18 protein-coding genes, 1 other RNA gene and 4 pseudogenes are annotated in these 20,411 nt (G+C 54.2%); 17 read left to right on the top strand and 6 right to left on the bottom strand.

Annotated features, from left to right (window positions below):
- Positions 1 to 78: 78 nt before the first annotated feature.
- Positions 79 to 1,341, bottom strand: a complete 1,263-nt coding sequence (locus tag B4113_RS07320; protein ID WP_033843942.1) for a nitrogen regulation protein NR(II) — start codon at positions 1,339 to 1,341, stop codon at positions 79 to 81.
- 378 nt (positions 1,342 to 1,719) lie between these two features.
- On the opposite strand from B4113_RS07320, the gene ilvA reads away from it, so the two are divergent.
- A complete protein-coding gene (ilvA, locus tag B4113_RS07315) occupies positions 1,720 to 2,928 on the top strand; it encodes a threonine ammonia-lyase (RefSeq protein WP_033844924.1) in 1,209 nt (402 codons plus the stop codon).
- A gap of 143 nt (positions 2,929 to 3,071) precedes the next feature.
- Here ilvA and B4113_RS07310 read toward each other — a convergent pair whose 3' ends face one another.
- Positions 3,072 to 3,329: a DUF6154 family protein gene (locus B4113_RS07310; protein ID WP_033843940.1), complete on the bottom strand. Its 258-nt coding sequence runs from the start codon at positions 3,327 to 3,329 to the stop codon at positions 3,072 to 3,074.
- Between the two features lie 138 nt (positions 3,330 to 3,467).
- Between B4113_RS07310 and B4113_RS07305 the strand changes: the two genes are divergently transcribed.
- The gene (locus B4113_RS07305; protein ID WP_033843939.1) at positions 3,468 to 4,259 is read left to right on the top strand and encodes a GNAT family N-acetyltransferase; all 792 of its coding nucleotides are present in this window, start codon (positions 3,468 to 3,470) and stop codon (positions 4,257 to 4,259) included.
- Positions 4,260 to 4,313: 54 nt separating this feature from the next.
- Here the strand turns inward: B4113_RS07305 and B4113_RS20940 are convergent, their stop codons facing one another.
- Complete coding sequence (locus B4113_RS20940) at positions 4,314 to 4,448, bottom strand: hypothetical protein (RefSeq protein WP_255358703.1); 135 nt, start codon at positions 4,446 to 4,448, stop codon at positions 4,314 to 4,316.
- Between the two features lie 6 nt (positions 4,449 to 4,454).
- Entirely contained in the window at positions 4,455 to 4,703 is a 249-nt protein-coding gene (locus tag B4113_RS07300; RefSeq protein WP_033019930.1) for a hypothetical protein, read from the bottom strand.
- A gap of 381 nt (positions 4,704 to 5,084) precedes the next feature.
- Between B4113_RS07300 and B4113_RS07295 the strand changes: the two genes are divergently transcribed.
- From B4113_RS07295 to B4113_RS07240, 12 genes are all read left to right on the top strand, one after another.
- Positions 5,085 to 5,711, top strand: coding sequence for a TetR/AcrR family transcriptional regulator (locus tag B4113_RS07295; protein ID WP_033843938.1), 627 nt, complete (start codon positions 5,085 to 5,087; stop codon positions 5,709 to 5,711).
- Positions 5,712 to 5,845: 134 nt separating this feature from the next.
- Positions 5,846 to 6,988, top strand: coding sequence for an acyl-CoA dehydrogenase (locus B4113_RS07290; RefSeq protein ID WP_033843937.1), 1,143 nt, complete (start codon positions 5,846 to 5,848; stop codon positions 6,986 to 6,988).
- 59 nt (positions 6,989 to 7,047) lie between these two features.
- Complete coding sequence (locus B4113_RS07285; protein ID WP_033843936.1) at positions 7,048 to 8,682, top strand: AMP-binding protein; 1,635 nt, start codon at positions 7,048 to 7,050, stop codon at positions 8,680 to 8,682.
- 64 nt (positions 8,683 to 8,746) lie between these two features.
- Entirely contained in the window at positions 8,747 to 10,099 is a 1,353-nt protein-coding gene (locus B4113_RS07280; protein ID WP_061912378.1) for an acetyl-CoA carboxylase biotin carboxylase subunit, read from the top strand.
- A gap of 22 nt (positions 10,100 to 10,121) precedes the next feature.
- Positions 10,122 to 10,334 (top strand): acetyl-CoA carboxylase biotin carboxyl carrier protein subunit, encoded by a 213-nt coding sequence (locus tag B4113_RS07275; protein WP_031409738.1) that lies wholly within the window; start codon positions 10,122 to 10,124, stop codon positions 10,332 to 10,334.
- 194 nt (positions 10,335 to 10,528) lie between these two features.
- Positions 10,529 to 11,428 carry a hydroxymethylglutaryl-CoA lyase gene (locus B4113_RS07270; protein WP_033019917.1) on the top strand — a complete coding sequence of 300 codons (900 nt, stop codon included), beginning with the start codon at positions 10,529 to 10,531 and terminating at the stop codon, positions 11,426 to 11,428.
- 11 nt (positions 11,429 to 11,439) lie between these two features.
- Positions 11,440 to 12,222 (top strand): enoyl-CoA hydratase, encoded by a 783-nt coding sequence (locus tag B4113_RS07265; RefSeq protein WP_033019915.1) that lies wholly within the window; start codon positions 11,440 to 11,442, stop codon positions 12,220 to 12,222.
- 154 nt (positions 12,223 to 12,376) lie between these two features.
- Positions 12,377 to 13,930: an acyl-CoA carboxylase subunit beta gene (locus tag B4113_RS07260; RefSeq protein WP_033019914.1), complete on the top strand. Its 1,554-nt coding sequence runs from the start codon at positions 12,377 to 12,379 to the stop codon at positions 13,928 to 13,930.
- A gap of 62 nt (positions 13,931 to 13,992) precedes the next feature.
- A non-coding RNA gene (gene ssrS, locus B4113_RS07255) (6S RNA) lies at positions 13,993 to 14,182 on the top strand.
- 186 nt (positions 14,183 to 14,368) lie between these two features.
- A complete protein-coding gene (locus tag B4113_RS07250) occupies positions 14,369 to 14,809 on the top strand; it encodes a MarR family winged helix-turn-helix transcriptional regulator (protein WP_033019910.1) in 441 nt (146 codons plus the stop codon).
- A 3-nt stretch (positions 14,810 to 14,812) separates the two neighbouring features.
- A complete protein-coding gene (locus B4113_RS07245; RefSeq protein ID WP_033019908.1) occupies positions 14,813 to 15,451 on the top strand; it encodes an HlyD family efflux transporter periplasmic adaptor subunit in 639 nt (212 codons plus the stop codon).
- Positions 15,452 to 15,461: 10 nt separating this feature from the next.
- Positions 15,462 to 17,171, top strand: coding sequence for a DHA2 family efflux MFS transporter permease subunit (locus tag B4113_RS07240; protein WP_033019906.1), 1,710 nt, complete (start codon positions 15,462 to 15,464; stop codon positions 17,169 to 17,171).
- A 313-nt stretch (positions 17,172 to 17,484) separates the two neighbouring features.
- Here B4113_RS07240 and B4113_RS20400 read toward each other — a convergent pair.
- A pseudogene (locus tag B4113_RS20400) lies at positions 17,485 to 17,672 on the bottom strand (transposase); the annotation flags it as partial.
- 486 nt (positions 17,673 to 18,158) lie between these two features.
- Here B4113_RS20400 and B4113_RS21130 point away from each other — a divergent pair.
- Positions 18,159 to 18,279, top strand: a pseudogene (locus B4113_RS21130) (IS701 family transposase); the annotation flags it as partial.
- A gap of 7 nt (positions 18,280 to 18,286) precedes the next feature.
- Here the strand turns inward: B4113_RS21130 and B4113_RS21125 are convergent.
- Positions 18,287 to 18,443: pseudogene (locus tag B4113_RS21125) on the bottom strand (transposase); the annotation flags it as partial.
- A gap of 100 nt (positions 18,444 to 18,543) precedes the next feature.
- Here B4113_RS21125 and B4113_RS07235 point away from each other — a divergent pair.
- Positions 18,544 to 19,560, top strand: coding sequence for a Wadjet anti-phage system protein JetD domain-containing protein (locus B4113_RS07235; protein ID WP_033843925.1), 1,017 nt, complete (start codon positions 18,544 to 18,546; stop codon positions 19,558 to 19,560).
- Positions 19,542 to 20,336: pseudogene (locus B4113_RS07230) on the top strand (replicative DNA helicase); the annotation flags it as partial. The gene B4113_RS07235 and the pseudogene B4113_RS07230, both read left to right, overlap by 19 nt.
- Positions 20,337 to 20,411 lie beyond the last annotated feature (75 nt).

Raw genomic sequence — 20,411 nt, 5'->3', positions numbered from 1 at the left:
GTGAAAAAACGGAACATTGTGCAAAATCCTTGATGTTCCCGATCTCTCGAGCGCGGTCGCAGCCCGTCGCGAAACAGGTTAGGGCGAAAAAAACGGCGGCCGGTTGTGAAGCGGAAACTCGATCATAAAGCATGTCCCCGCCGGGCTGCTTTGCACTTTCATCGTTCCGCGGTGCAATTCAACAATTTTTTTGGACAGCGATAAGCCGAGTCCTGTTCCTGTTTCTTTCGTTGAAAAAAACGGGTCAAAAATATGGCCGATGACCGACGGAGGAATGCCGGGCCCGTCATCGCAAAAGCTCAGTTGAACGAGATGAGGCCTTTTCCGGCTGCGAATCGTGACGTTCATCGTTTTGTTCACTTTCGCCTCAATCGCGTTGTGAAATAAGTTTAAAAATACTTGTAAAAGCTGGCGGCGGTCGCCGTTCATCTCGTAGTCGTCAAGCTGTCCATCGAGGTCAAAATGGACGTTCACGTGATGGAGCAGCGCTTCGCTTTGCAAGAGAATGCCAACATCTTCGCGCAAAAAACGGTGCAAATGGAAAGTTTCCATTTTGACATCGGCCGGTTTGGCGATGTTTAAAAAATCTGTAATAATGCCGTTGGCCCGATCAAGCTCAGGGATGAGAAGGCGTTCGACGAGCGAGGCCATTCGGTCAGGCAAGTCGTGTTTCAACAGCTGCAAGTAGCCGCGCACGGTCGTCAACGGGTTGCGAATTTCGTGGGCGATGCCCGCCGCGATCCGCCCGGCGACCGCTAATTTTTCCGTCTCTTTCATCATGTTAAGCGACTGGAACACACTGATGACCCGTTTGATCGATCCGTCATCGTTATAAATAAAGCGGGTGTTGACGATGCCGTAGAAACGATCAAGCACCTCATAGTTGTAAAGCGGCTCGCGCTTCTCGAGCGAGTGGATCGTTGCAATCAGTTCATCGGGCAGCTTCAGCAGCTCGCGAATATGTTTGCCGATGATCGCGTCGCGGTCGACGCCGGTGTCTGCCGCTGCCTGCAAATTGCAAAGCGTGATGATGCCGCGCTCATCGACGAAAACGATATGATGCGGGACCAAGTCAAGCAACGGTGTCAAAAACGCTTCTAATTTTTCAAACGGCACGTCGCGGTACAGGTCGATGTCCCACCGCCATTCCACCTCTTTTTGCGGAATCGGAGGAATGAAGGCAAGGTGCGGTTGGACGGCCCCCCGCTTTTTTTCGATCGTGACCCCATTTTCGTAGTCGACGAATGTGAACGGAAATGGAAGCTGCTCTATGAGCCGCTCATAGGCGCGCAGCTTCCGCTCCAGTTCGTTGATGCGCTGGCTTGCCCATTGGTCATTCATGCTTTCAAACCCCTTAGCCAAACATGGTTTCGCGTTCCGCATTCCCTTCTTCCATATTAGCAAATTCCGTTCTATTTGCCTATTCGAAAACGGATTTTATTAAAAAATAAAACTATGTTCTAAATAATCAATGAAACTGAACTTCAAACTAACTACAGGGATGTGAAGCGGTGAGCCGTTTACGGTATAATCATGGTGGGCGGAGGCGTTCGCGGCGTGTTTTCGGCGCGGCGCTGCGGAAAGCGGTCGGTCTTTTGCCTGCGCGCTCGTGTTGAGATCGAAAAACTGTGCTGCCGGGGACAAGCGATGGAAGCGCCTTCGCACCATGCGGCGGAAAAAAGACGGCTCGCCGGAGTAGAAAGAAAGGATGGTTTCTTGATGTTAACGTTAAAAGACATTGAACAAGCGAGGGCGAAAATGAAAGGCATCGTTCACGAAACGCCCTTGGAGTATTCGCAAACGTTCAGCCGGCTGTCCGGTAATGAGGTATACATGAAGCTGGAAAATTTGCAAAAGACCGGTTCGTTTAAAGTGCGGGGGTCGTTCAACAAAATCATGTCACTGACCGATGAAGAGCGGGCGCGCGGCGTCATCGCCGCCTCGGCCGGCAACCACGCTCAAGGGGTGGCCTATGCAAGCAGCATGCTCCATATTCCGTGCACGATCGTCATGCCAAAAGGGGCGCCGCTCAGCAAAATCGAAGCGACGAAAAGCTACGGGGCGGAAGTGGTTTTGCATGGCGATGTGTTCGATGAATCGCTCGAGTATGCGCTCGAGCTGCAGCGCAAGCGGGGCATGACGTTTGTTCATCCGTTTGACGATTTGGCCGTCATCGCCGGCCAAGGGACGATCGGCTTGGAGCTGATCGAACAGTTGCCCGACGTCGATATCGTTCTTTGTCCAGTCGGCGGCGGTGGCCTGCTTGCGGGGCTGGCGTTTACGTTAAAACAGCTGAAGCCGTCGGTTGACGTGTACGGCGTCGAGTCATCGGCTTGCCCGGGCATGACGGCGGCCATCCGCCATAAACAGCCGGTCGCCATCGCCGCCTCCGATACGATCGCTGATGGCATCGCGGTGAAAAAACCAGGCAATCTTACGTACCAATATATTGAACAATACGTCGATGGGGTCGTTTGTGTGGAAGAGGCGGAAATTTCACGGACGATGCTTTACTTACTGGAACGGAACAAGCTGCTTGTCGAAGGTTCGGCCGCTTGCCCGTTGGCGGCATTGTTGTATCAAAAACTCCCGTTTCGCGGCAAAAAAGTCGCCGCTGTGCTAAGCGGCGGCAACGTCGATGTGACGCTCATCTCCCGCATCATTGAGCGGGGGCTTGTCGAAGCCGGGCGATTCGTTACGTTTACAACGGTCATCTCCGACAAGCCCGGCCAGTTGAACAAACTGCTGCGCATCATTGCGGAGCTCGAGGCGAACGTTATGTCTATTCATCATCAGCGCATCGGCGCCAAAGTGCTGCCGGGTCAGGCGGAAATTCACTTTTCGCTCGAGACGAAAAACGAAGACCATATTCAGCAAATTTACCAAGTGCTGTTGAAAGAAGGATATGATGTGCAATTTTCCCGTTGAATCGGCCGCGCGAAGATCGTGCGTCCCGTTTGTTCGAACGAGCGGTTGTGCCTGAAGCCGTCCCGAGCAGGCGCTAAGGCGTCTCCGCTAGGGCGGCTGCCCCGGTCAGATGATGTCGTCTGTACCGAGGGACAGCCGCTTTTTCAATGCACGTGCGGTACATGTTGCGGCCGCGTCGCGCCGAGGCCTTCGCGGGCCATTTTCGCTTTCAAGCTTTCGAATACGTACAAACCAAACATTCCAAGCAGCTCTTCATCGCTCATCTCATTGATCAGCTTGAGCACATGACGGCGGTCAAGCTCGTCTAAAATCGACATCGCCACCGCTTCGGCGTCTTCTTCATCTCCGGTCAACCGGTCTTTGTAATAGTCGTACAGATCGTCAATCAACTTCATGCGCATGCCCGCCCCTGCTTGTGAAGGGCGGACTTCCTCCTTTTCTTCTCATTCGGCCGAGGCTGGCCGCGTTTTTGGCCATTGGCAACGGATATACGCTATAGTATAATAGAAAAAATATCATTCGAAAAGCGGGGGAGCGCCATGATTCGTCGGTTAACGAAGGAAGACCATGAGCAAGTGTTTTTATTTTTACAGCAAGACCCGTCGTTCAACTTGTTTATTATCGGCGATATTGAGTCATTTGGCTATGACGCCGATTTTCAGGACGTCTGGGGGCAGTTTGACGGCAACGGCTCGCTGGAGGCGGTGCTGCTCCGTTATTACGATTCCTACATTCTGTACGCGCCTGGCGATTTTGATGCCGATGGCTTTGCTCGTCTCATCCGCGAGACGGCCGGCCCGTCTTTGTCCATTCAGCTGTCCGGCAAAGAGGAAGTTGCTAGGCAGTTCGAAGGGCGGCTGCCGCTTGGGACGAAGCGAACGCTTTACTTTTGCGAGTGCCGGACGGATGAATACGCCCGCCAAGAAAAGGGGGCGTTCGCCGTCAAGAAAGCCGGATTGGCCGATGTCGACCGGATTCTCGACTTGCGGGGCCGCATTCCTGAATTTGACACAAGACCGACGGCGCGCGATATGCTGGTGAAGGCGATGGAAACGAGTTCAGCGAGAACGTACTACATGGAACAAGATGGCCGAATGGTGGCCGCGGCATCGACATCAGCGGAAAATTCATTGTCGGCGATGATCGTCGGCGTCTGCACGGATCAGGAGCACCGCGGGAAAGGGTATGCGAGCGCCATCGTGGCGAAGCTCGTTTGCGATTTGCTTGCTGAAGGGAAGATGCCGTGCCTGTTTTACGACAATCCAGCCGCCGGCCGCATCTACCACCGCCTTGGGTTTCGCGATATCGGGCTGTGGACGATGTACCGCTAGCAACGAAAAGCGGAAGCTTCACCGGCTTGCTTCTGCGCAGAAGCAAGCCGGCGTTTATTGCCCGTCTGCGCCGTTCGGCGTGACGCGGCGAATGTGCTGATCGCCGCGCTCCCGCATCGCTTTCGCCTTGTCGTTGACGAGCTGTTTTTGGTCAACGATGGAAGAAGGTGTTTGTTTTTTGTTCGCCATATGGAATCACCCCAATGGAGACGATTTAGCGCGCTGAATGAACATATCCGCATCTTCGATCAGCCCGCAGACGCCGCATTGGACGCGGTAGCTCGGGCCGCGATACGGGAGATGGAACGGTTCGAGCGCTTCGTTTGTGTATTCATGCTCAATGTCGCCGGTGTGCGGGTCGAGCTTGACCGCCCGCGGGTGTTGCTCGATGAGGTGAAAGCGCGTCCGGTTCGTTTTGCAGTTTGGACATAGCATCGGTTCCAAGCGAAACCACCTCCGGTTTTATCTTTTGGAAAAACGGTCGTGATTATGTACGGAGCGACCGCTTTCTTTTTGCTTGTGCGGCTAGAAGGCTGGTGAAAAACGGTTGTTTCTGTTGAGCAATGAGGGATCATTTGAAAGGAGATCCTAAGGCGACAAGGCTTTTCTATTGGAGAAACGGGCTTGGTAAGCAGCTTGCTCCCTTCAATCATCGGTCTCCTAGAAGAGGCATCTTGCCCGATGCGGAGGCGGCGAAAGACGCTTCGCTTTTGGGCGCCGAACGATTTTTGTTGACAATGACAGCCCGAGTCGAGTATCTTAATAAACAAGAAGAAGATTTTGCTTTTTCCGAAATGTTTTACAGCTCAGACGAAGGAGACTGTTATGGCAGAGAAACCGCTTCGAGACCGCATTATCGACACCGCGCTTCATTTGTTTGAAAAGTACGGCTACCACGGCGTGACGGTCGATCGCATCGTTGCCGAAAGTGACACGTCCAAAGGCGGGTTTTACCATAATTTTAAATCGAAAGACGAGTTGCTGTACCATATTCATGACGTCTTTATTACGTATGCGCTGACCAAAGCGCAGGAGGCGTATGAAAGCTGTTCAACGCCGACCGAGCGCTTGTACGCCATCGTTCAGTCATTTGTAAAAGTTTTTCATTTATATAAACCACATATTACCGTCTTTTATCAGGAAAGCACGTACTTAAAACCGGAATATGCTGAACCGATCAATGAAAAGCGCGAAGAGTTTAAACAAATTATTTTTCGCGTCATCCGCGAGGGGATTGAAGCCGAGGAATTTCGTCCGGAACTGTCGGTGGAAATTGCCGGCATGTCGATCATCGGCATGGTCAACTGGACGTACAAATGGTACAATCCGGACGGTCCGCTGTCGATTGAGGAGATCGCGGCGTATTTCGCTGACTTCATTTTGCATGCGGTGCTCCGCACACCGGAGAACCCAACAGCGGCGCGGTTTTTGTTGCCGCCCGCCGCGGAATGATCCGCGCACCGCTTACAGACCAACTAGTCGGTTTTGAAAGCGTTTTTACTGCGGTGCTTGCGGCTACGTCGTTTGCACAAAACCGACTAGTCGGTTTAAACTTATAGAACACTTTTATGGGGGAGAGGGACAAGATGGATTTTTCATTAACAAAAGAGCAACAAATGATTAAAGAAATGGTTCGCGACTTTGCCGAGAAGGAAATTGCCCCATACGCGGCGAAATGGGATGAAGAGGCGCATTTTCCGCTGCATGTGTTCCGCAAGATGGGCGAGCTCGGGCTGTTGGGCCTGCCGTTTCCGGAAGAATACGGCGGCGCCGGGGGCGATACGATTTCGTACGCCATCGCCGTTGAGGAAATCGGCCGCGCCTGCGGCGGCACCGGGCTAAGCTACGCGGCCGCTGTGTCGCTTGGGGCGAGTCCGATTTATTACTTTGGAACAGAGGAGCAGAAACAAACGTGGCTCGTGCCGATGGCCAAAGGAGAGACGCTTGGCGCTTTTGGGCTCACCGAGCCGAACGCCGGGTCCGACGCTGGCGGCACGCGCACAACGGCGGTGCTCGACGGCGATGAATATGTCATTAACGGCGAAAAATGCTGGATCACGAACGCCCAATACGCGCGGCAAGTCATTGTCACCGCTGTGACAGGCAAAGATGCGCGCGGCAAAAACATCATCACCGCTCTCATCGTGCCAACTGACTCCCCAGGATTTACAATCCGTTCGAGTTACGACAAGATGGGCGTGCGCGCGTCCAATACGTGTGAGCTTGTTTTCGAGAACGTCCGCGTGCCGAAAGAAAACGTCTTAGGCGACCCGCAAAAAGGGTTTAACCAGTTTTTGTACACGCTTGATGGCGGCCGCATTTCGATCGCCGCTTTAGCCGTCGGCATCGCGCAAGCGGCGTTTGAGAAAGCGCTTCAATATGCGAAAGAACGCATTCAGTTTGGCCAGCCGATTTCCAAGTTTCAAGCGATTCAGTTTAAGCTCGCTGACATGGCGATGGAAATTGAGCTTGCCCGCAATATGGTGTACAAGGCGGCTTGGTTGAAAGATCAAGGGAAACCGTTTACAAAAGAAGCGTCGTTCGCCAAGCTGTTCGCGTCGGAAATGGGGTTTCGCGTCTGCAATCAGGCGATCCAAATTCACGGCGGCTATGGTTACATGAAAGAGTACGGCGTTGAGCGCCATTTGCGGGATATCAAGCTCATGGAAATCGGCGAAGGCACATCGGAAATTCAACGGCTCGTCATCGCTCGCCAACTCGGATGCTAAAAGCGGAACGATGCGCATATCCATAACAGTGAATTCGGACAAAGGGGAGGAGAAGGCCGATGTTGACGGTGACGGTGGGGAAATTGTTGGAAGAGAGGGCTAGGCAATATGCGGATCGCGAGGCGGTCGTGTACGCCGACCGCAACTTGCGTCTGACGTATCAACAGTTGAACGACTATTGCCGCCTCGTCGCGCGCGGCTTGATGCGGCTTGGCATCGAAAAAGGGGAGCATGTCGCCATTTGGGCGACGAACGTTCCGGAATGGATCGCTTGCCAGTTTGCGACCGGGAAAATGGGGGCGGTGTTGGTGACGGTCAATACGAACTACCGCGCGGCCGAGCTTGAGTATTTGCTTCGCCAGTCCGATTCGACGACGCTCTTTTTGATTGAGCAATATCGCGACTCGTCGTATATCGATATTTTATATGAAATCGTTCCCGAATTGCGCACGTCGGCGCCCGGACAGCTGCAATCGAAACGGCTGCCGAAGCTGAAAAACGTGGTTTTTCTTGGCGACAAACGGTACCCGGGCATGTTTACATGGAACGACATCTTGGCGATGGCGCACGACGTGTCAGAAGAAGAGCTCGATGAACGGATGGCGAGCCTCGACCCACACGATGTGATCAACATGCAATACACGTCCGGGACGACCGGATTCCCGAAAGGGGTCATGTTGACGCATTACAACGTCGTCAACAACGCTCACCAAGTCGCGCAATGCATGGGACTTGGCGAAGGAGACCGCCTTTGCATCCCCGTGCCGTTTTTCCACTGCTTCGGTTGCGTGATGAGCACGTTGGCTTGCGTGACGGTCGGGGCGACGATGGTGCCGGTTGTCGAGTTTCATCCGAAGCGGGTGCTCCAGACGGTGGCGGCCGAACGGTGCACGGCGCTCCACGGCGTGCCGACGATGTTTATCGCCGAACTGAACGACCCGGATTTCGACCAATACGATTTGTCATCATTGCGCACCGGCATTATGGCCGGCTCCCCTTGCCCGGTCGAAGTGATGAAGGGGGTCATCGAAAAAATGGGGATGACAGACATTACGATCGCCTACGGGCAGACGGAAGCGTCGCCGGTCATCACGCAAACGCGCACCGACGATCCGCTTGAGCTGCGCGTCGAAACGGTCGGCCGCGCCTTGCCGGGCGTGGAAGTGAAAATCGTCGAGCCGGGCACGAACAGGGAAGTGCCGCGCGGCGTGCAAGGGGAGCTGTGCACGCGCGGTTATCATGTCATGAAAGGATATTACAACAACCCGGAAGCGACCAACGAAGCGATCGACGCAGATGGCTGGCTGCATACCGGCGATTTGGCGACGATGGATGAGAACGGTTACTGCCGCATCACCGGCCGGCTGAAAGATATGATCATCCGCGGCGGGGAGAACATTTATCCGCGCGAAATCGAGGAGTTTTTGTACAAACATCCGAAAATTTTGGACGTTCAAGTCGTCGGCGTGCCCGATGAAGTGTACGGCGAAGAAGTGATGGCGTGGATCATCTTAAAGGACGGGGAAACAGCGACAGCCGAGGAAATTCGCGAGTTTTGCCGCGGCAACATCTCCCGCCATAAAATCCCGCGCTACATCGAATTTACCGACTCATACCCGATGACAGCGTCCGGGAAAATTCAAAAATTCAAGCTGCGAGAAATGGCGAAACAGCGCCTCGGCTTGACGACGTAACCCGCCGCGCCGGGCGGACGAAACCGCCCGGCGGCATTCTCAGTTTTCGTGAAAGGGTGAGACCATGTTTTCGAAAGTGTTGATTGCCAACCGCGGCGAAATTGCCGTCCGCGTCATCCGCACGTGCCAAAAGCTCGGCATCCGAACGGTCGCCGTCTACTCGGAAGCGGACGCCGATTCACTCCACGTCAAGCTGGCGGATGAGGCATATTTGATCGGCAAGCCGCGCGTGGCGGAAAGCTATTTAAATATCGAAAAAATCATTGAGGTTGCCAAAGCGGCGAAAGCAGAGGCGATCCATCCCGGCTACGGGCTGCTCTCGGAAAACCCGGCGTTCGCCCGCCGCTGTGAGGAGGAAGGAATCGTCTTTATCGGCCCGAAGGCGGACGTCATTGCCGCGATGGGCAGCAAAATCGAAGCGCGGCGGACGATGGAAAAAGCCGGCGTCCCGATCGTTCCAGGCGTCACGTTTGCGTTGGACAGCCCCGATGCGGCGGCGGAGGCGGCGGCTTCGATTGGGTATCCGGTCATGCTGAAGGCATCAGCCGGGGGCGGCGGCATCGGCATGCACATCGCCCGCGACGAAGCGGAGCTGCGCCAAGCGTTTGAAGGGAGCCAAAAGCGGGCCGCTTCGTTTTTCGGCGATGGGACGATGTACATTGAAAAATATATTGAACGCCCGCGCCATATTGAAATTCAGCTGCTCGCCGATGGGCGCGGCAACTGCGTTTACTTATGGGAGCGCGAATGCTCGATCCAGCGCCGCCACCAAAAAGTGGTGGAGGAAGCACCGTCGCCGTTTTTGGATGAAGAAACGCGGCGGAAGATGGGGGAAGCCGCCGTGCGCGCCGCCCGTTACATCGGCTATGCGAACGCCGGCACGATGGAATTTTTGGTCGACGAACAAAAACGCTTTTATTTTCTTGAAATGAACACCCGGCTGCAAGTCGAGCACCCGGTGACGGAAGAGATCACCGGCATCGACATCGTCGAAGAGCAGCTGCGCATCGCCGCCGGCGCGCCGCTCCGCTATCAGCAGGAAGCCATTCGCCGCGACGGGCACGCCATTGAAGTGCGCATTTATGCCGAAGACCCGAACACGTTTTACCCGTCGCCCGGCCGTATTACGGCGTTTTCGGCTCCGCAGGGCGAATGGATTCGTCATGAAACAGCGGTTCAAAGCGGCATCACGGTCACGCCGTTTTACGACCCGATGATCGCGAAGTTGATTGCGAAAGGCCCGGATCGACAAACGGCGATTGAACGCTTGCTCGGCGCGCTGCGCGACTATCGGGTCGAAGGGATTAAAACGAACATTCCGCTGCTGGAAGCCGTATTGTCCCATCCGGCGTTCCGTGCCGGGGAAACGACGACCGATTTTCTCGCCAACTATTGGCAGCCAACGAAAACAAAATGAAGCAGAAACGGAGGAAGAAACGATGAAGCAAGTTGCCGCCACGATGGCCGGAAGCGTCTGGAAAATTGTCGTTGCCGTCGGTGACCGCGTCGAAGAAGGGCAAGACGTCGTCATTTTGGAATCAATGAAAATGGAAATTCCGGTTGCCGCTGAGACGTCCGGCGTTGTGAAGCACATTCATGTGCAAGAAGGAGATTTTGTGAACGAAGGCGACGTGCTCGTTGAGATCGAGTAGGGAAGCAGACGGTTCCGCCAACAGGTAGCGTCTAACGCTGAACGAACACTCCACGCCGACCTCATTGAGCATCGAGGGGGATGGGGAGAGCCGGATTCGCCCTTGACTAACACCCGCCAACGATAGGGGAAGGGGACCGTTTGGCACGGTCAACGACAAAACGGCGGAGACGAAGCGAAAAGGGGGAGTAGCGCATGAGCCGATGGCCGGCGAAGGTGACGATCAAAGAAGTCGGCCCGCGCGACGGCCTGCAAAACGAAGCAGCGCCGATCGCCACCGCCGATAAAATCGCTTGGATCAACCTATTGTCAGAAACGGGGCTGTCGTACATTGAGGTGACTTCCTTCGTCCATCCGAAATGGATTCCGCAGCTCGCCGATGCTGCCGAAGTCGCAGCTGGCATCTGCCGCAAAGACGGCGTCACGTATGCGGCGCTCGTCCCGAACGAAAAGGGGCTTGAGCGGGCGCTTGGCGCCGGGGTGGATGAAGTCGGCGTCTTCATGTCAGCGAGCGAAACGCACAACGAAAAAAACATTAACAAAACGATCGCCGCCACGTTTCCGGTGCTTGAAGCGGTTGTGAAGACGGCCAAACAAGCCGGAAAAACGGTGCGCGGCTACGTCTCGACCGTGTTTGGCTGCCCGTATGAAGGGGCGGTCCCCGTCGATCAAGTGCTCACGGTCGCCGACCGGCTGCTGGCGATGGGGGTTGACGAACTGTCGCTTGGCGATACGATCGGCGTGGCGACGCCCAAACAAGTTGAAGACGTGCTTGCCGAGGTGCTCCGTCGTTTTCCGGCGGATCGGATCGCGATGCATTTCCATGACACGAGAGGGACGGCGCTCGCCAATATTGTAGTGTCAATGGAAATGGGGATTACGACGTTTGACAGCTCGCTCGGCGGCCTCGGCGGCTGCCCGTACGCCCCAGGGGCATCGGGAAACGTCGCCACCGATGATTTAGTGTATATGCTTCATGGCATGGGAATTGACACCGGCATCGATGTCGAGCGGCTGACGAAAGCGGCTTTGTTTATCCGCGACAAAATCGGCCGCCCGCTTTCGAGCCGCTATTTGCAAACGGTTCGATCATAGGGGGGAAACACGTGGGCACACTTGTATCGTTTGAAACACAAGAACATGGCATCGCCGTTGTGACCTTAAACCGTCCGGAAGCGGCCAACGCGCTGTCCAGAGCGCTTCTCCTAGAGCTTGGCGCGCTCTTTCAGGAGATCAAATTTCGGAAAGACGTGCGCGTTGTCCTGCTGACCGGAGCCGGAGACAAAGTATTTTGCGCCGGAGCTGATTTGAAAGAGCGGGCGGGGATGAATGAAACGGAAGTGCGGCAAACCGTTGCCTTGATCAGCAAAACGATCAACGAGGTGGAGAAAGTGCCGCAGCCGGTCATCGCCGTTTTAAACGGCTCGGCGTTTGGCGGCGGGTTGGAGCTTGCCTTGGCTTGTGACATCCGGTTGGCTGCCGACGACATCCAGCTTGGGCTGACGGAAACGTCGCTCGGCATCATTCCGGGGGCGGGGGGAACGCAGCGGCTCCCACGCCTTGTTGGCATTGGAAAGGCGAAAGAATTGATTTTTGCCGCCAAGCGCATCACCGCCAAAGAGGCGGAGCGCATCGGCCTTGTCGAATACGCCGTGCCGCGCGCCGAACTGATGGAGCGGGCGCTTGAATTGGCCCGGCAAATCGCCGAAAACGCGCCGATTGCCGTCCGGCAGGCGAAACGGGCGATCCAAAGCGTATTTAACGTTGATTTGGAGACCGGTCTTGCCATTGAACAGCTCGCCTATGAGGCGACCATTCCGACGAAAGACCGGTTGGAAGGGTTGCAGGCGTTTAAAGAAAAGCGGAAGCCGGTGTACAAAGGCGAGTAAGCCCGCTTAGACAAGGAGGGGGCCGGAAGCCGCACGAAGCGCTTTCGCCGACCCGGCTTTTCGCGGGGATCCGGCACGGCATCCAACCTTGTTCCAGACGAACACGCGGGATGGAACAGCCAGATCCATCAAAACAAGGAGGGGAAACAGCGAGATGAAGGAAACAGCCAACCAACCCAGCACGCTCGCCGCGGAGCTGGAGAAAAGAGCGGCGGAGATCAAGAAAGGCGGGGCGCCAAAATATCATGAAAAAAATGCGGCCCAAGGGAAATTGTTTGTTCGCGAGCGGCTGAATTTGCTGCTTGATCACGGTTTGGAAGTGGAAGACGGATTGTTTGCCAACTGTTTGGCGGGCGATTTGCCGGCGGACGGGGTGGTGACCGGCATCGGCAAAATCAACGGCCGCACGGTCTGCGTGATGGCGAACGATTCGACCGTCAAAGCCGGCTCGTGGGGAGCGCGCACGGTCGAAAAAATTATTCGCATCCAAGAGACGGCGGAAAAGCTGCGTTGTCCGCTCATTTATTTGGTCGACTCGGCCGGCGCCCGCATTACCGACCAGCTGGAAATGTTCCCCGGCCGGCGCGGGGCGGGGCGCATCTTTTACAATGAGGTGAAGCTGTCCGGCAAAGTGCCGCAAGTGTGCCTGCTGTTCGGTCCATCAGCCGCCGGCGGCGCCTATATTCCCGCGTTTTGCGATATCGTCATCATGGTGGAAGGCAATGCCTCGATGTACTTAGGCTCGCCGCGGATGGCGGAAATGGTGATCGGGGAAAAAGTGACGCTCGAAGAGATGGGCGGCGCCCGCATGCATTGCACCGTTTCTGGCTGCGGCGACGTGCTCGTGAAAACGGAAGAAGAAGCGATCGCCTATGCGCGCCGTTACTTGTCGTATTTTCCATCCAATTACAGCGAAAAGCCGCCGGTGGTCGAGGCCAAGCCGCCGAAATCGTTTGACAAAACGATCGAAGACATTGTGCCGGAAAATCAAAATGCGCCGTTCAACATGTATGATTTGATTGAGCGGATCATTGACGAAGGATCGTTTTGTGAAATCAAAAAACTGTTTGCACCGGAAATCATTACTGGACTGGCGCGCCTTGCCGGCCAGCCGATCGGCATCATCGCCAACCAGCCGCGCATCAAAGGCGGCGTGTTGTTCCACGATTCGGCTGATAAAGCGGCGAAATTCATCACGCTTTGCGACGCGTTCCATATCCCGCTTTTGTTTTTGGCCGACGTCCCTGGCTTTATGATCGGCACGAAAGTCGAGCGGGCCGGCATTATCCGCCATGGGGCGAAAATGATCGCCGCCATGTCGGAAGCGACGGTGCCGAAAATCTCGGTCATCGTCCGCAAAGCGTACGGGGCCGGACTGTACGCCATGGCCGGGCCGGCGTTTGAACCGGACTGCTGTTTGGCGCTTCCGAATGCGCAAATCGCCGTCATGGGTCCGGAAGCGGCCGTCAACGCCGTTTACGCCAACAAAATCGCCGAGCTGCCGCCAGAAGAGCGGACAGCATTTGTCGAACAAAAACGCGAGGAATACCGGCGCGATATCGACATTTATCGGCTCGCTTCCGAGCTCGTCGTCGATGGAATCGTGGCGCCGAACGAGTTGCGCAATGAGCTGATCCGTCGATTTGAAGCCTATAGGTCCAAGTATATGGTCTTTTCTGAGCGGAAGCACGGGGTGTATCCTGTTTGAAAAAATGGATGGTTGTCCCTCTTGTCAACGGAAAGAACATCGTGTATGATAAGAATCACCAATCCGCTGCTGCGTTGTGCGTTGTAGAATGAAGTTTCAACCGATGGCAATAAAAAGGGAGTTCTACATTGGAGCGGGAATGTCACGCCTCAATATTCGTGATGGAGGACGACAGGAACGCTCCTGCGAACACCCACTTGGTGGAGCGTGGTTGAGAAACTGCATTCAGCCGACGGCAACCGCGGCGCGGATTCTGCCAGCGACAGACAAAGGCGTCCCAAACGGGGGCGCTTTTTTCTTTGCGCCGCAGGGTGATGAGTTGAAAAAAAAATCGGGAACAATATAGTTGCTTTTTCCGTTTTCCGTGCTATAATCATATTTCGTGTAGAAATAATTCGCATTGAAACTATTTAGGGGATGAACGAAAGGAGGGAAGCGATGGAAGGAACAAGTCGTGACTTGATGTACGCGGTGTTTCGGACGCAAAAGGCGCTGTATCGCCTCATTCGTGAAGACGCCGCCCGCGTTGGGATTACGGAAGTGCAACTGGTCGTGCTGTACACGCTGATGAAAAAGGAACACATCCGCCTTCACGATTTGGCGGAAAAGCTCAATTTAAGCAACAGCAATGTGAGCGGCACGGTCGACCGGCTCGTCGGCGCCGGCCTTGTTGTTCGCGAGCCGTCGAAACAAGATCGGCGCGCGGTCATTTTGAGCTTGACGGAAAAAGGGAAAGAAATTGTCGCCTTGGCGTTTGGCGAGCAGTCGGTGCTGCGCCGGCGGCTTCGCCTCGTCGCAGAACGGGTTTCAGAGGAAGAAATCGCACAATTTTTGCAGCTGCATGAGAAAATTAAAACGATTTTGCTTGAGGAGGAATGAGCGTTGAACGTCAGACGTTTGCTCGTATTCAATATCATTGTGCTCATTTTGCTTGTCGGTGGAGGATTTGCCGCCTATTATTATATCAATGAAACGACCAACTACATTAAAACGGACAACGCCCGCATTGACGGCCAAGTGATCTCGGTTGCTGCGCCGCTGTCCGGAAAGCTGACATCTTGGCGGGGAGAGACAGGAAAAACGTTTTCTGCCGGGGAAGAAATCGGTGCGGTGTCTGACGGGAAAATGACGGTGCCGGTGACCGTGCCGCATCGGATGACGATCGCCCAGCAAAACGCGGTCAAAGACTCGTTTGTCGCCGCGGGGACGCCGCTCGTTCGCGGGTTTGATTTGAACGATTTGTGGGTGACGGCGAATATTGAAGAGACGGATATTGAAGATGTGAAAGCCGGGCAAGACGTCGATATTTATGTGGACGCCTATCCGGATCGCAAGCTCAGCGGCAAAGTTGAAAAAATCGGAACCGCGACAGCGAATACGTTCAGCCTGCTGCCAAGCTCGAACGCAACCGGCAACTACACGAAAGTAACTCAAGTCATTCCGGTGACGATTTCCATTGACAACTATAGCGGAGCCGGACTTGTGCCGGGCATGAACGTCACCGTCCGCATTCATAAGTAGGTGATCGATGATGACAGCTTTTGTCATTGGCTATATCATATTTGCCGTTTTCATTTTGGCGGCCGCCAATATCGCGCTGCGCCGGCGCGGACGGGCGGCGGTGAAAGCAAAGGACGAAGCGGCCGACCGTCGCGTTCAGCCGGCAGAGGAAACGGAAAGACCGCCGCTTTCGACGGAAGCAGAGGAACGTCCTGCGGCGGGCGGCGGGCCGACCGGCCTCGGGGAGATCGGCAGCCGCGGCAAGGTTGTGGCGACCGTCATGCTCGGTGCGTTTGTCGCCATTTTGAACCAGACGTTAATCAACGTCGCTTTGCCGCATATGATGCAAGATTTCAACGTCGAAACGTCGACGATTCAATGGCTCGTGACCGGCTATATGCTTGTCAACGGGGTGCTCATCCCGATCAGTCCGTTTTTAATCGCCAAGTTTCCGGCGAAACGGCTGTTTTTATCGGGCATGTCGTTTTTCGCCATCGGCGCGTTTGTCTGCTCGATCGCTCCGTCGTTTGCCGTCATGCTTGCCGGGCGGTTGACGCAAGCGGTGGGTGCCGGCATTATTATGCAGCTGATGATGGTCATTATGTTGTCGATTTTCCCGCCGGAACGCCGCGGGGTGGCGATGGGAACGGTGGGAATCGCCATGATGTTTGCGCCGGCGATCGGGCCGACGCTGTCCGGCTGGCTTGTCGAGCATTACACATGGCGGCTGCTGTTTTACGTCGTGTTGCCGATCGCGCTGGTAGACATTGTGCTTGCCTCCGTCTGGCTGAAACATACGCCGCGTAAAGGCAATCCGGTGCTGGACGTGCAAGGGGCGATTTACTCGACGATCGGGTTTGGCGGCGTTTTATATGGCTTCAGCGAGGCCGGCAGCAAAGGCTGGGGCGAGACGGAGGTCGTGGTGTCGCTCGTTATCGGCGTGCTGTTTCTCATCATGTTCACATGGCGATCGCTCCGTTCGGAACATCCGGTGCTTAATTTCCGCGTGTTCCGCTACCCCGTATTTACGTTGGCGACCGTCATCGGTTCGGTCATCAATATGGCGATGTTTGCCGCGATGGTTTTGCTTCCCGTGTATTTGCAAAACTTGCGCGGTTTTACGCCGCTCGATGCTGGTTTGCTCATGCTGCCGGGGGCGATCGTCATGGCGATCATGTCGCCGATTTCCGGTTGGGTGTTTGACCGCATCGGCGCGCGGCTGCTTGCCATTGTCGGCTTGATCATCACCGCTGTGACGACGTGGGAGTTCAGCAAGCTGACGATGGATACGCCATACAGCCATTTGATTTGGCTTTACATTTTCCGAATGTTCGGCATGTCGATGCTCGGGATGCCGATCATGACCGAAGGGTTAAACGCCTTGCCGCGCCATCTGTACAGCCATGGCACGGCCATGTCGAATACGATTCGCCAAGTGGCCGCTTCGCTCGGAACGGCGTTCTTGGTGACGATCATGTCCAACCGGGCCAAGTTTCATGTCGAAACGTACCGCAATGAAATGACGGAAAACGATCCGTTCTTTATGGGGCTCGTCAGCCAGCTGAAGCAAGTCATCCCGAGCGATGACGCCATTGCCCAGCTGCTGTACGGTTTGGTGCAACAGCGCGCCACGGTGGAAGGAATCAACGACGCCTTTTTCGTCGCGACTGGCTTAACGGTGGTGGCGCTCGTCATGGCGTTTTTCTTAAAAGGAAAAAAACAGAAATCCCCGTCAGCATAAGAGGCCGGTGATTTCGTGTAAAATGTTACTGATCCCACCATTTCTTAATTAGAGAAACTTTGCATCAGCTTTCTTTTTTGAATGAAAATGCCGTTGATTGGACTGGGACAGCGGCTTTTCACCGACCTTATAAGCGGGAAATAGAGAAGCGGCTTTGTATGGCCGCTTCTTTATTTGCGGAAACGAGGGCCCTAAGGCGACGAACATCAAGAAGTTTCCCACTTCAAGCGTGTGAAGGGCGTAGCCCAACGATCAGTGGGAGATGAATTTCCGTCGGTGTTAGCCAAAGATTTTGGATAATCAGTCTTCAATAAAGGAATTGTGAAATGCTTTTGGCCAGACGCTCCAAGACAGCGCGATCCGCTTCGTCTTCGCGCCCAAACGAATCCATCCCCTTCGCTTTCACCTTTTGGCCTTCGGATCCCATTCGTTGTGAGCAAGCTGAAGATACGCTGCGGTTGTTCCATCCTTGTTTTTGCGTGTAACTCGTCGTATGTACATGCCTATTAATAAATCGTTTCCTTATAAAATTTGGCATTTTTTTCTAGGAGACTGGTGATTTCGTGCAAAATGCTACTGATTCCACCTTTTTCTCAATTAGAGAAACTTTGTAGAACCAGCTTTCTTTTTTGAATGAAAATGCTGCCGATTGGTGTGCGACAGCGGTTTTTCACCAGCCTTCTAGGATCCGCATCGTGAAATCCTTGATATTGCAGTATTTTGGCCATTTTCATTTGCCTAAAATAACTTCTGTATGATCATTTTCAGCTGCAAAAGCGGATGAGAGAGGTGTGAAAGTAGTACATAAAACAGAAAATGAAGCTGCCAAAATTACTGTTTTCATTAAAGTTTTCTTTTTCATAAATGTATATGAGCAAATTCGCTAACATAAATTGACAACTAAACAAAAAAGAGATATGAACTCGATTCCTTGGTTAGAATCGGTGTGCTACCAACTACCCACACGGAGGTTTGTGTCTTAGGAATAATTGGCACTACTCGCACAATGATCATCCATCCGTCTGGGGGGCATTCGCTCGTTTGGCGGATGGTGCACACCTTCACGGAAGCGTTTTGTCTCTATGATAAGGCGACGAGAAGAAGCAAAAGAGTGTCAGTGTGTCTTTCGTCATCGCAGCGGAATCCGCCACGTCAATGGATCTTGGCTTACTTCAGCTGTTCATGGACACGGGAGAGCCCCTCGGGATTCCACGTTTTGTCCGGCACATTGCCGTTGTGCCCATCGCCGTAAAACGGGATGCCGTCTTCATCTTATGAATTTCTCTTAAATTTGCCGCGAATCATTCATATACGCCCTTTCTCCTTTCTTGTATAATAAAAAGAGAATCCAGTTTGTGGGAGTGACGCGACGTTGGAACAAATCGAAAAGCGGCTGGTGGCGTTTCCAAAGCGGACGATTTCGCTTGTGGAGCTTGAGAAGCTCATAAAGCCTTTTGCACGCACGTACGAAGCGTTTGCCGAAATCGTGCTCGGGCTCGAGGCGGACGGGACGCTTGAGATGGTAAAGGCAAGAGGGCGAACGACGCGGACGCCGTCGCTTGCGTTTCAATATCGAATTCATAAACACCGCTTGATGGAAGATTATTACCGCGAGCTGCAGCGCTGGCAAAATCGGCTTCATCCGGCGATTCAGCTTGACGCATATTACGGCAAAGACCCGTCCGTTTGGGAGCGGGACAAACCGTTTATTGTGCAAATCGACGACTATTTGAACACGCATTCGCTTCCTCACGAGGCCGTGGCCGCGCCGGAGCGGAGCATGGAGCTGGTCGGCGATGAGAAATGGATTACGGAAGGCGGCGGGAGGGAGGTGCTTGAGCGCATCGGCCTCTTCGATCGCCTCCGCATCATCCCCGTTTCCGATCCGCTCATGTTCGCCGTCCATCCAGGGAACATGGCGCAAGCGGTGCAGCTTCATCTCATTGTCGAAAATAAAACGACGTACCAAGCGCTGTTGCCCGCGCTTTTGGATACCGTGTTTTCGACGCTCATTTACGGGAAAGGAAAAACCGTCATCAGCAGCATCGCTCAATTCTCGCTGCAATATCCGGTGAAAGCCGACCATCGCTTTTATTATTTCGGGGACATCGACCGCGAAGGGGTGGCGATTTGGCATTCGCTGTTTCAAAAGAAGCCGGCTTTGCCCGCGCTTCCGTTTTATCGGGCATGCTTGCAAAAAGAACCGGCGCGCGGCAAAGAGTATCAAATAGAGCGGACGGAGGCGCTTGCTTCGTTTCTTTCCTATTTTGCGCCCGATGAGCGAGAGCGGCTTTGCGAGCTGCTCGCCTCCGGTCGGTATTATCCGCAAGAGACGCTTAAAACGCGGGAATTGCAGCACATTTGGAGGGAATGGCAGTGGACAAGCTAGAATTGGCAGGGGTCACAGACGGCTATCGCGAGCGCATGAGGCGGCTGGCGCTTTTTAGCCCGCTTTTGGACCTTGAACGAATGCGCTTTGCCGACCTCGGCGGGCAGCCGATTGACATGAAAGGGCTCGGGCTGTTGACGCTCCTCTTTTTCTTCGAACAAAAGCTGATGCGGCAGTATAAAACAGGAGTTAAGCAGCTCGCGGCGTTTTTAAAACAATTGACGGAAAACGTGTACGCATTGGATGACGAAGCGTGCGAACATTTGGCGCGGACGATTATTCAAACGTTCCGCCCGACATCGGGAAAAAAGCGGAGCTATCCGTTTTACGATTGGGAACGGCGCGAAGAGAGCGCGATCGAATATTCACTTTTGAAAGCGCACGGTTTTGATGCGAAAACGAACACGCAATATTACACGCTCGATGAAGACGGGTTGGAGCTTGTGTTTGCGACGAAAGAGTTTTACAGCGAATTTCAGTTGTCGATCAACCAGCTCATGTTGCGCAAGCAGCTGGAAAAAGGGGAGTTCGCCGCGGCGTTGAAACAAATCAACGAAATGCGCATCGACGTTGAAACGCTCGAAGATCGCATGACGCGGCTGAAGCATGAAATTCAGCGAAGCATTATTTCCGAAGAAACATTTGAGCGGTACAAGCAGCTTTTGGACGACATTTACAGCCGGCTTGCGCGCGAGGACGAGGAGTTTAAGGAGCTGCGCGAATTCGTGAACGACACGAGAGAGCGCCTATATGCCCGGGATGTTCACCAAAAAGAAGCATTCCCGTTAGGAGCTTTTCCGGGGACTTGATCAAAAAAAGCCCTCTTGGTATGATGCAGGGGTGTCAAACAA

Source organism: Geobacillus sp. B4113_201601 (assembly GCF_001587475.1).
GTDB lineage: Bacteria > Bacillota > Bacilli > Bacillales > Anoxybacillaceae > Geobacillus > Geobacillus icigianus.
This window is presented reverse-complemented; position numbering and strand designations above follow the sequence as displayed.

Coding starts and splice junctions, on each gene's coding strand:
- B4113_RS07320 (WP_033843942.1), bottom strand. CDS start 1,341: ATGAATGACCAATGGGCAAGCCAGCGCATCAACGAACTGGAGCGGAAG.
- ilvA (WP_033844924.1), top strand. CDS start 1,720: ATGTTAACGTTAAAAGACATTGAACAAGCGAGGGCGAAAATGAAAGGC.
- B4113_RS07310 (WP_033843940.1), bottom strand. CDS start 3,329: ATGCGCATGAAGTTGATTGACGATCTGTACGACTATTACAAAGACCGG.
- B4113_RS07305 (WP_033843939.1), top strand. CDS start 3,468: ATGATTCGTCGGTTAACGAAGGAAGACCATGAGCAAGTGTTTTTATTT.
- B4113_RS20940 (WP_255358703.1), bottom strand. CDS start 4,448: ATGGCGAACAAAAAACAAACACCTTCTTCCATCGTTGACCAAAAACAG.
- B4113_RS07295 (WP_033843938.1), top strand. CDS start 5,085: ATGGCAGAGAAACCGCTTCGAGACCGCATTATCGACACCGCGCTTCAT.
- B4113_RS07290 (WP_033843937.1), top strand. CDS start 5,846: ATGGATTTTTCATTAACAAAAGAGCAACAAATGATTAAAGAAATGGTT.
- B4113_RS07285 (WP_033843936.1), top strand. CDS start 7,048: ATGTTGACGGTGACGGTGGGGAAATTGTTGGAAGAGAGGGCTAGGCAA.
- B4113_RS07280 (WP_061912378.1), top strand. CDS start 8,747: ATGTTTTCGAAAGTGTTGATTGCCAACCGCGGCGAAATTGCCGTCCGC.
- B4113_RS07275 (WP_031409738.1), top strand. CDS start 10,122: ATGAAGCAAGTTGCCGCCACGATGGCCGGAAGCGTCTGGAAAATTGTC.
- B4113_RS07270 (WP_033019917.1), top strand. CDS start 10,529: ATGAGCCGATGGCCGGCGAAGGTGACGATCAAAGAAGTCGGCCCGCGC.
- B4113_RS07260 (WP_033019914.1), top strand. CDS start 12,377: ATGAAGGAAACAGCCAACCAACCCAGCACGCTCGCCGCGGAGCTGGAG.
- B4113_RS07250 (WP_033019910.1), top strand. CDS start 14,369: ATGGAAGGAACAAGTCGTGACTTGATGTACGCGGTGTTTCGGACGCAA.
- B4113_RS07240 (WP_033019906.1), top strand. CDS start 15,462: ATGACAGCTTTTGTCATTGGCTATATCATATTTGCCGTTTTCATTTTG.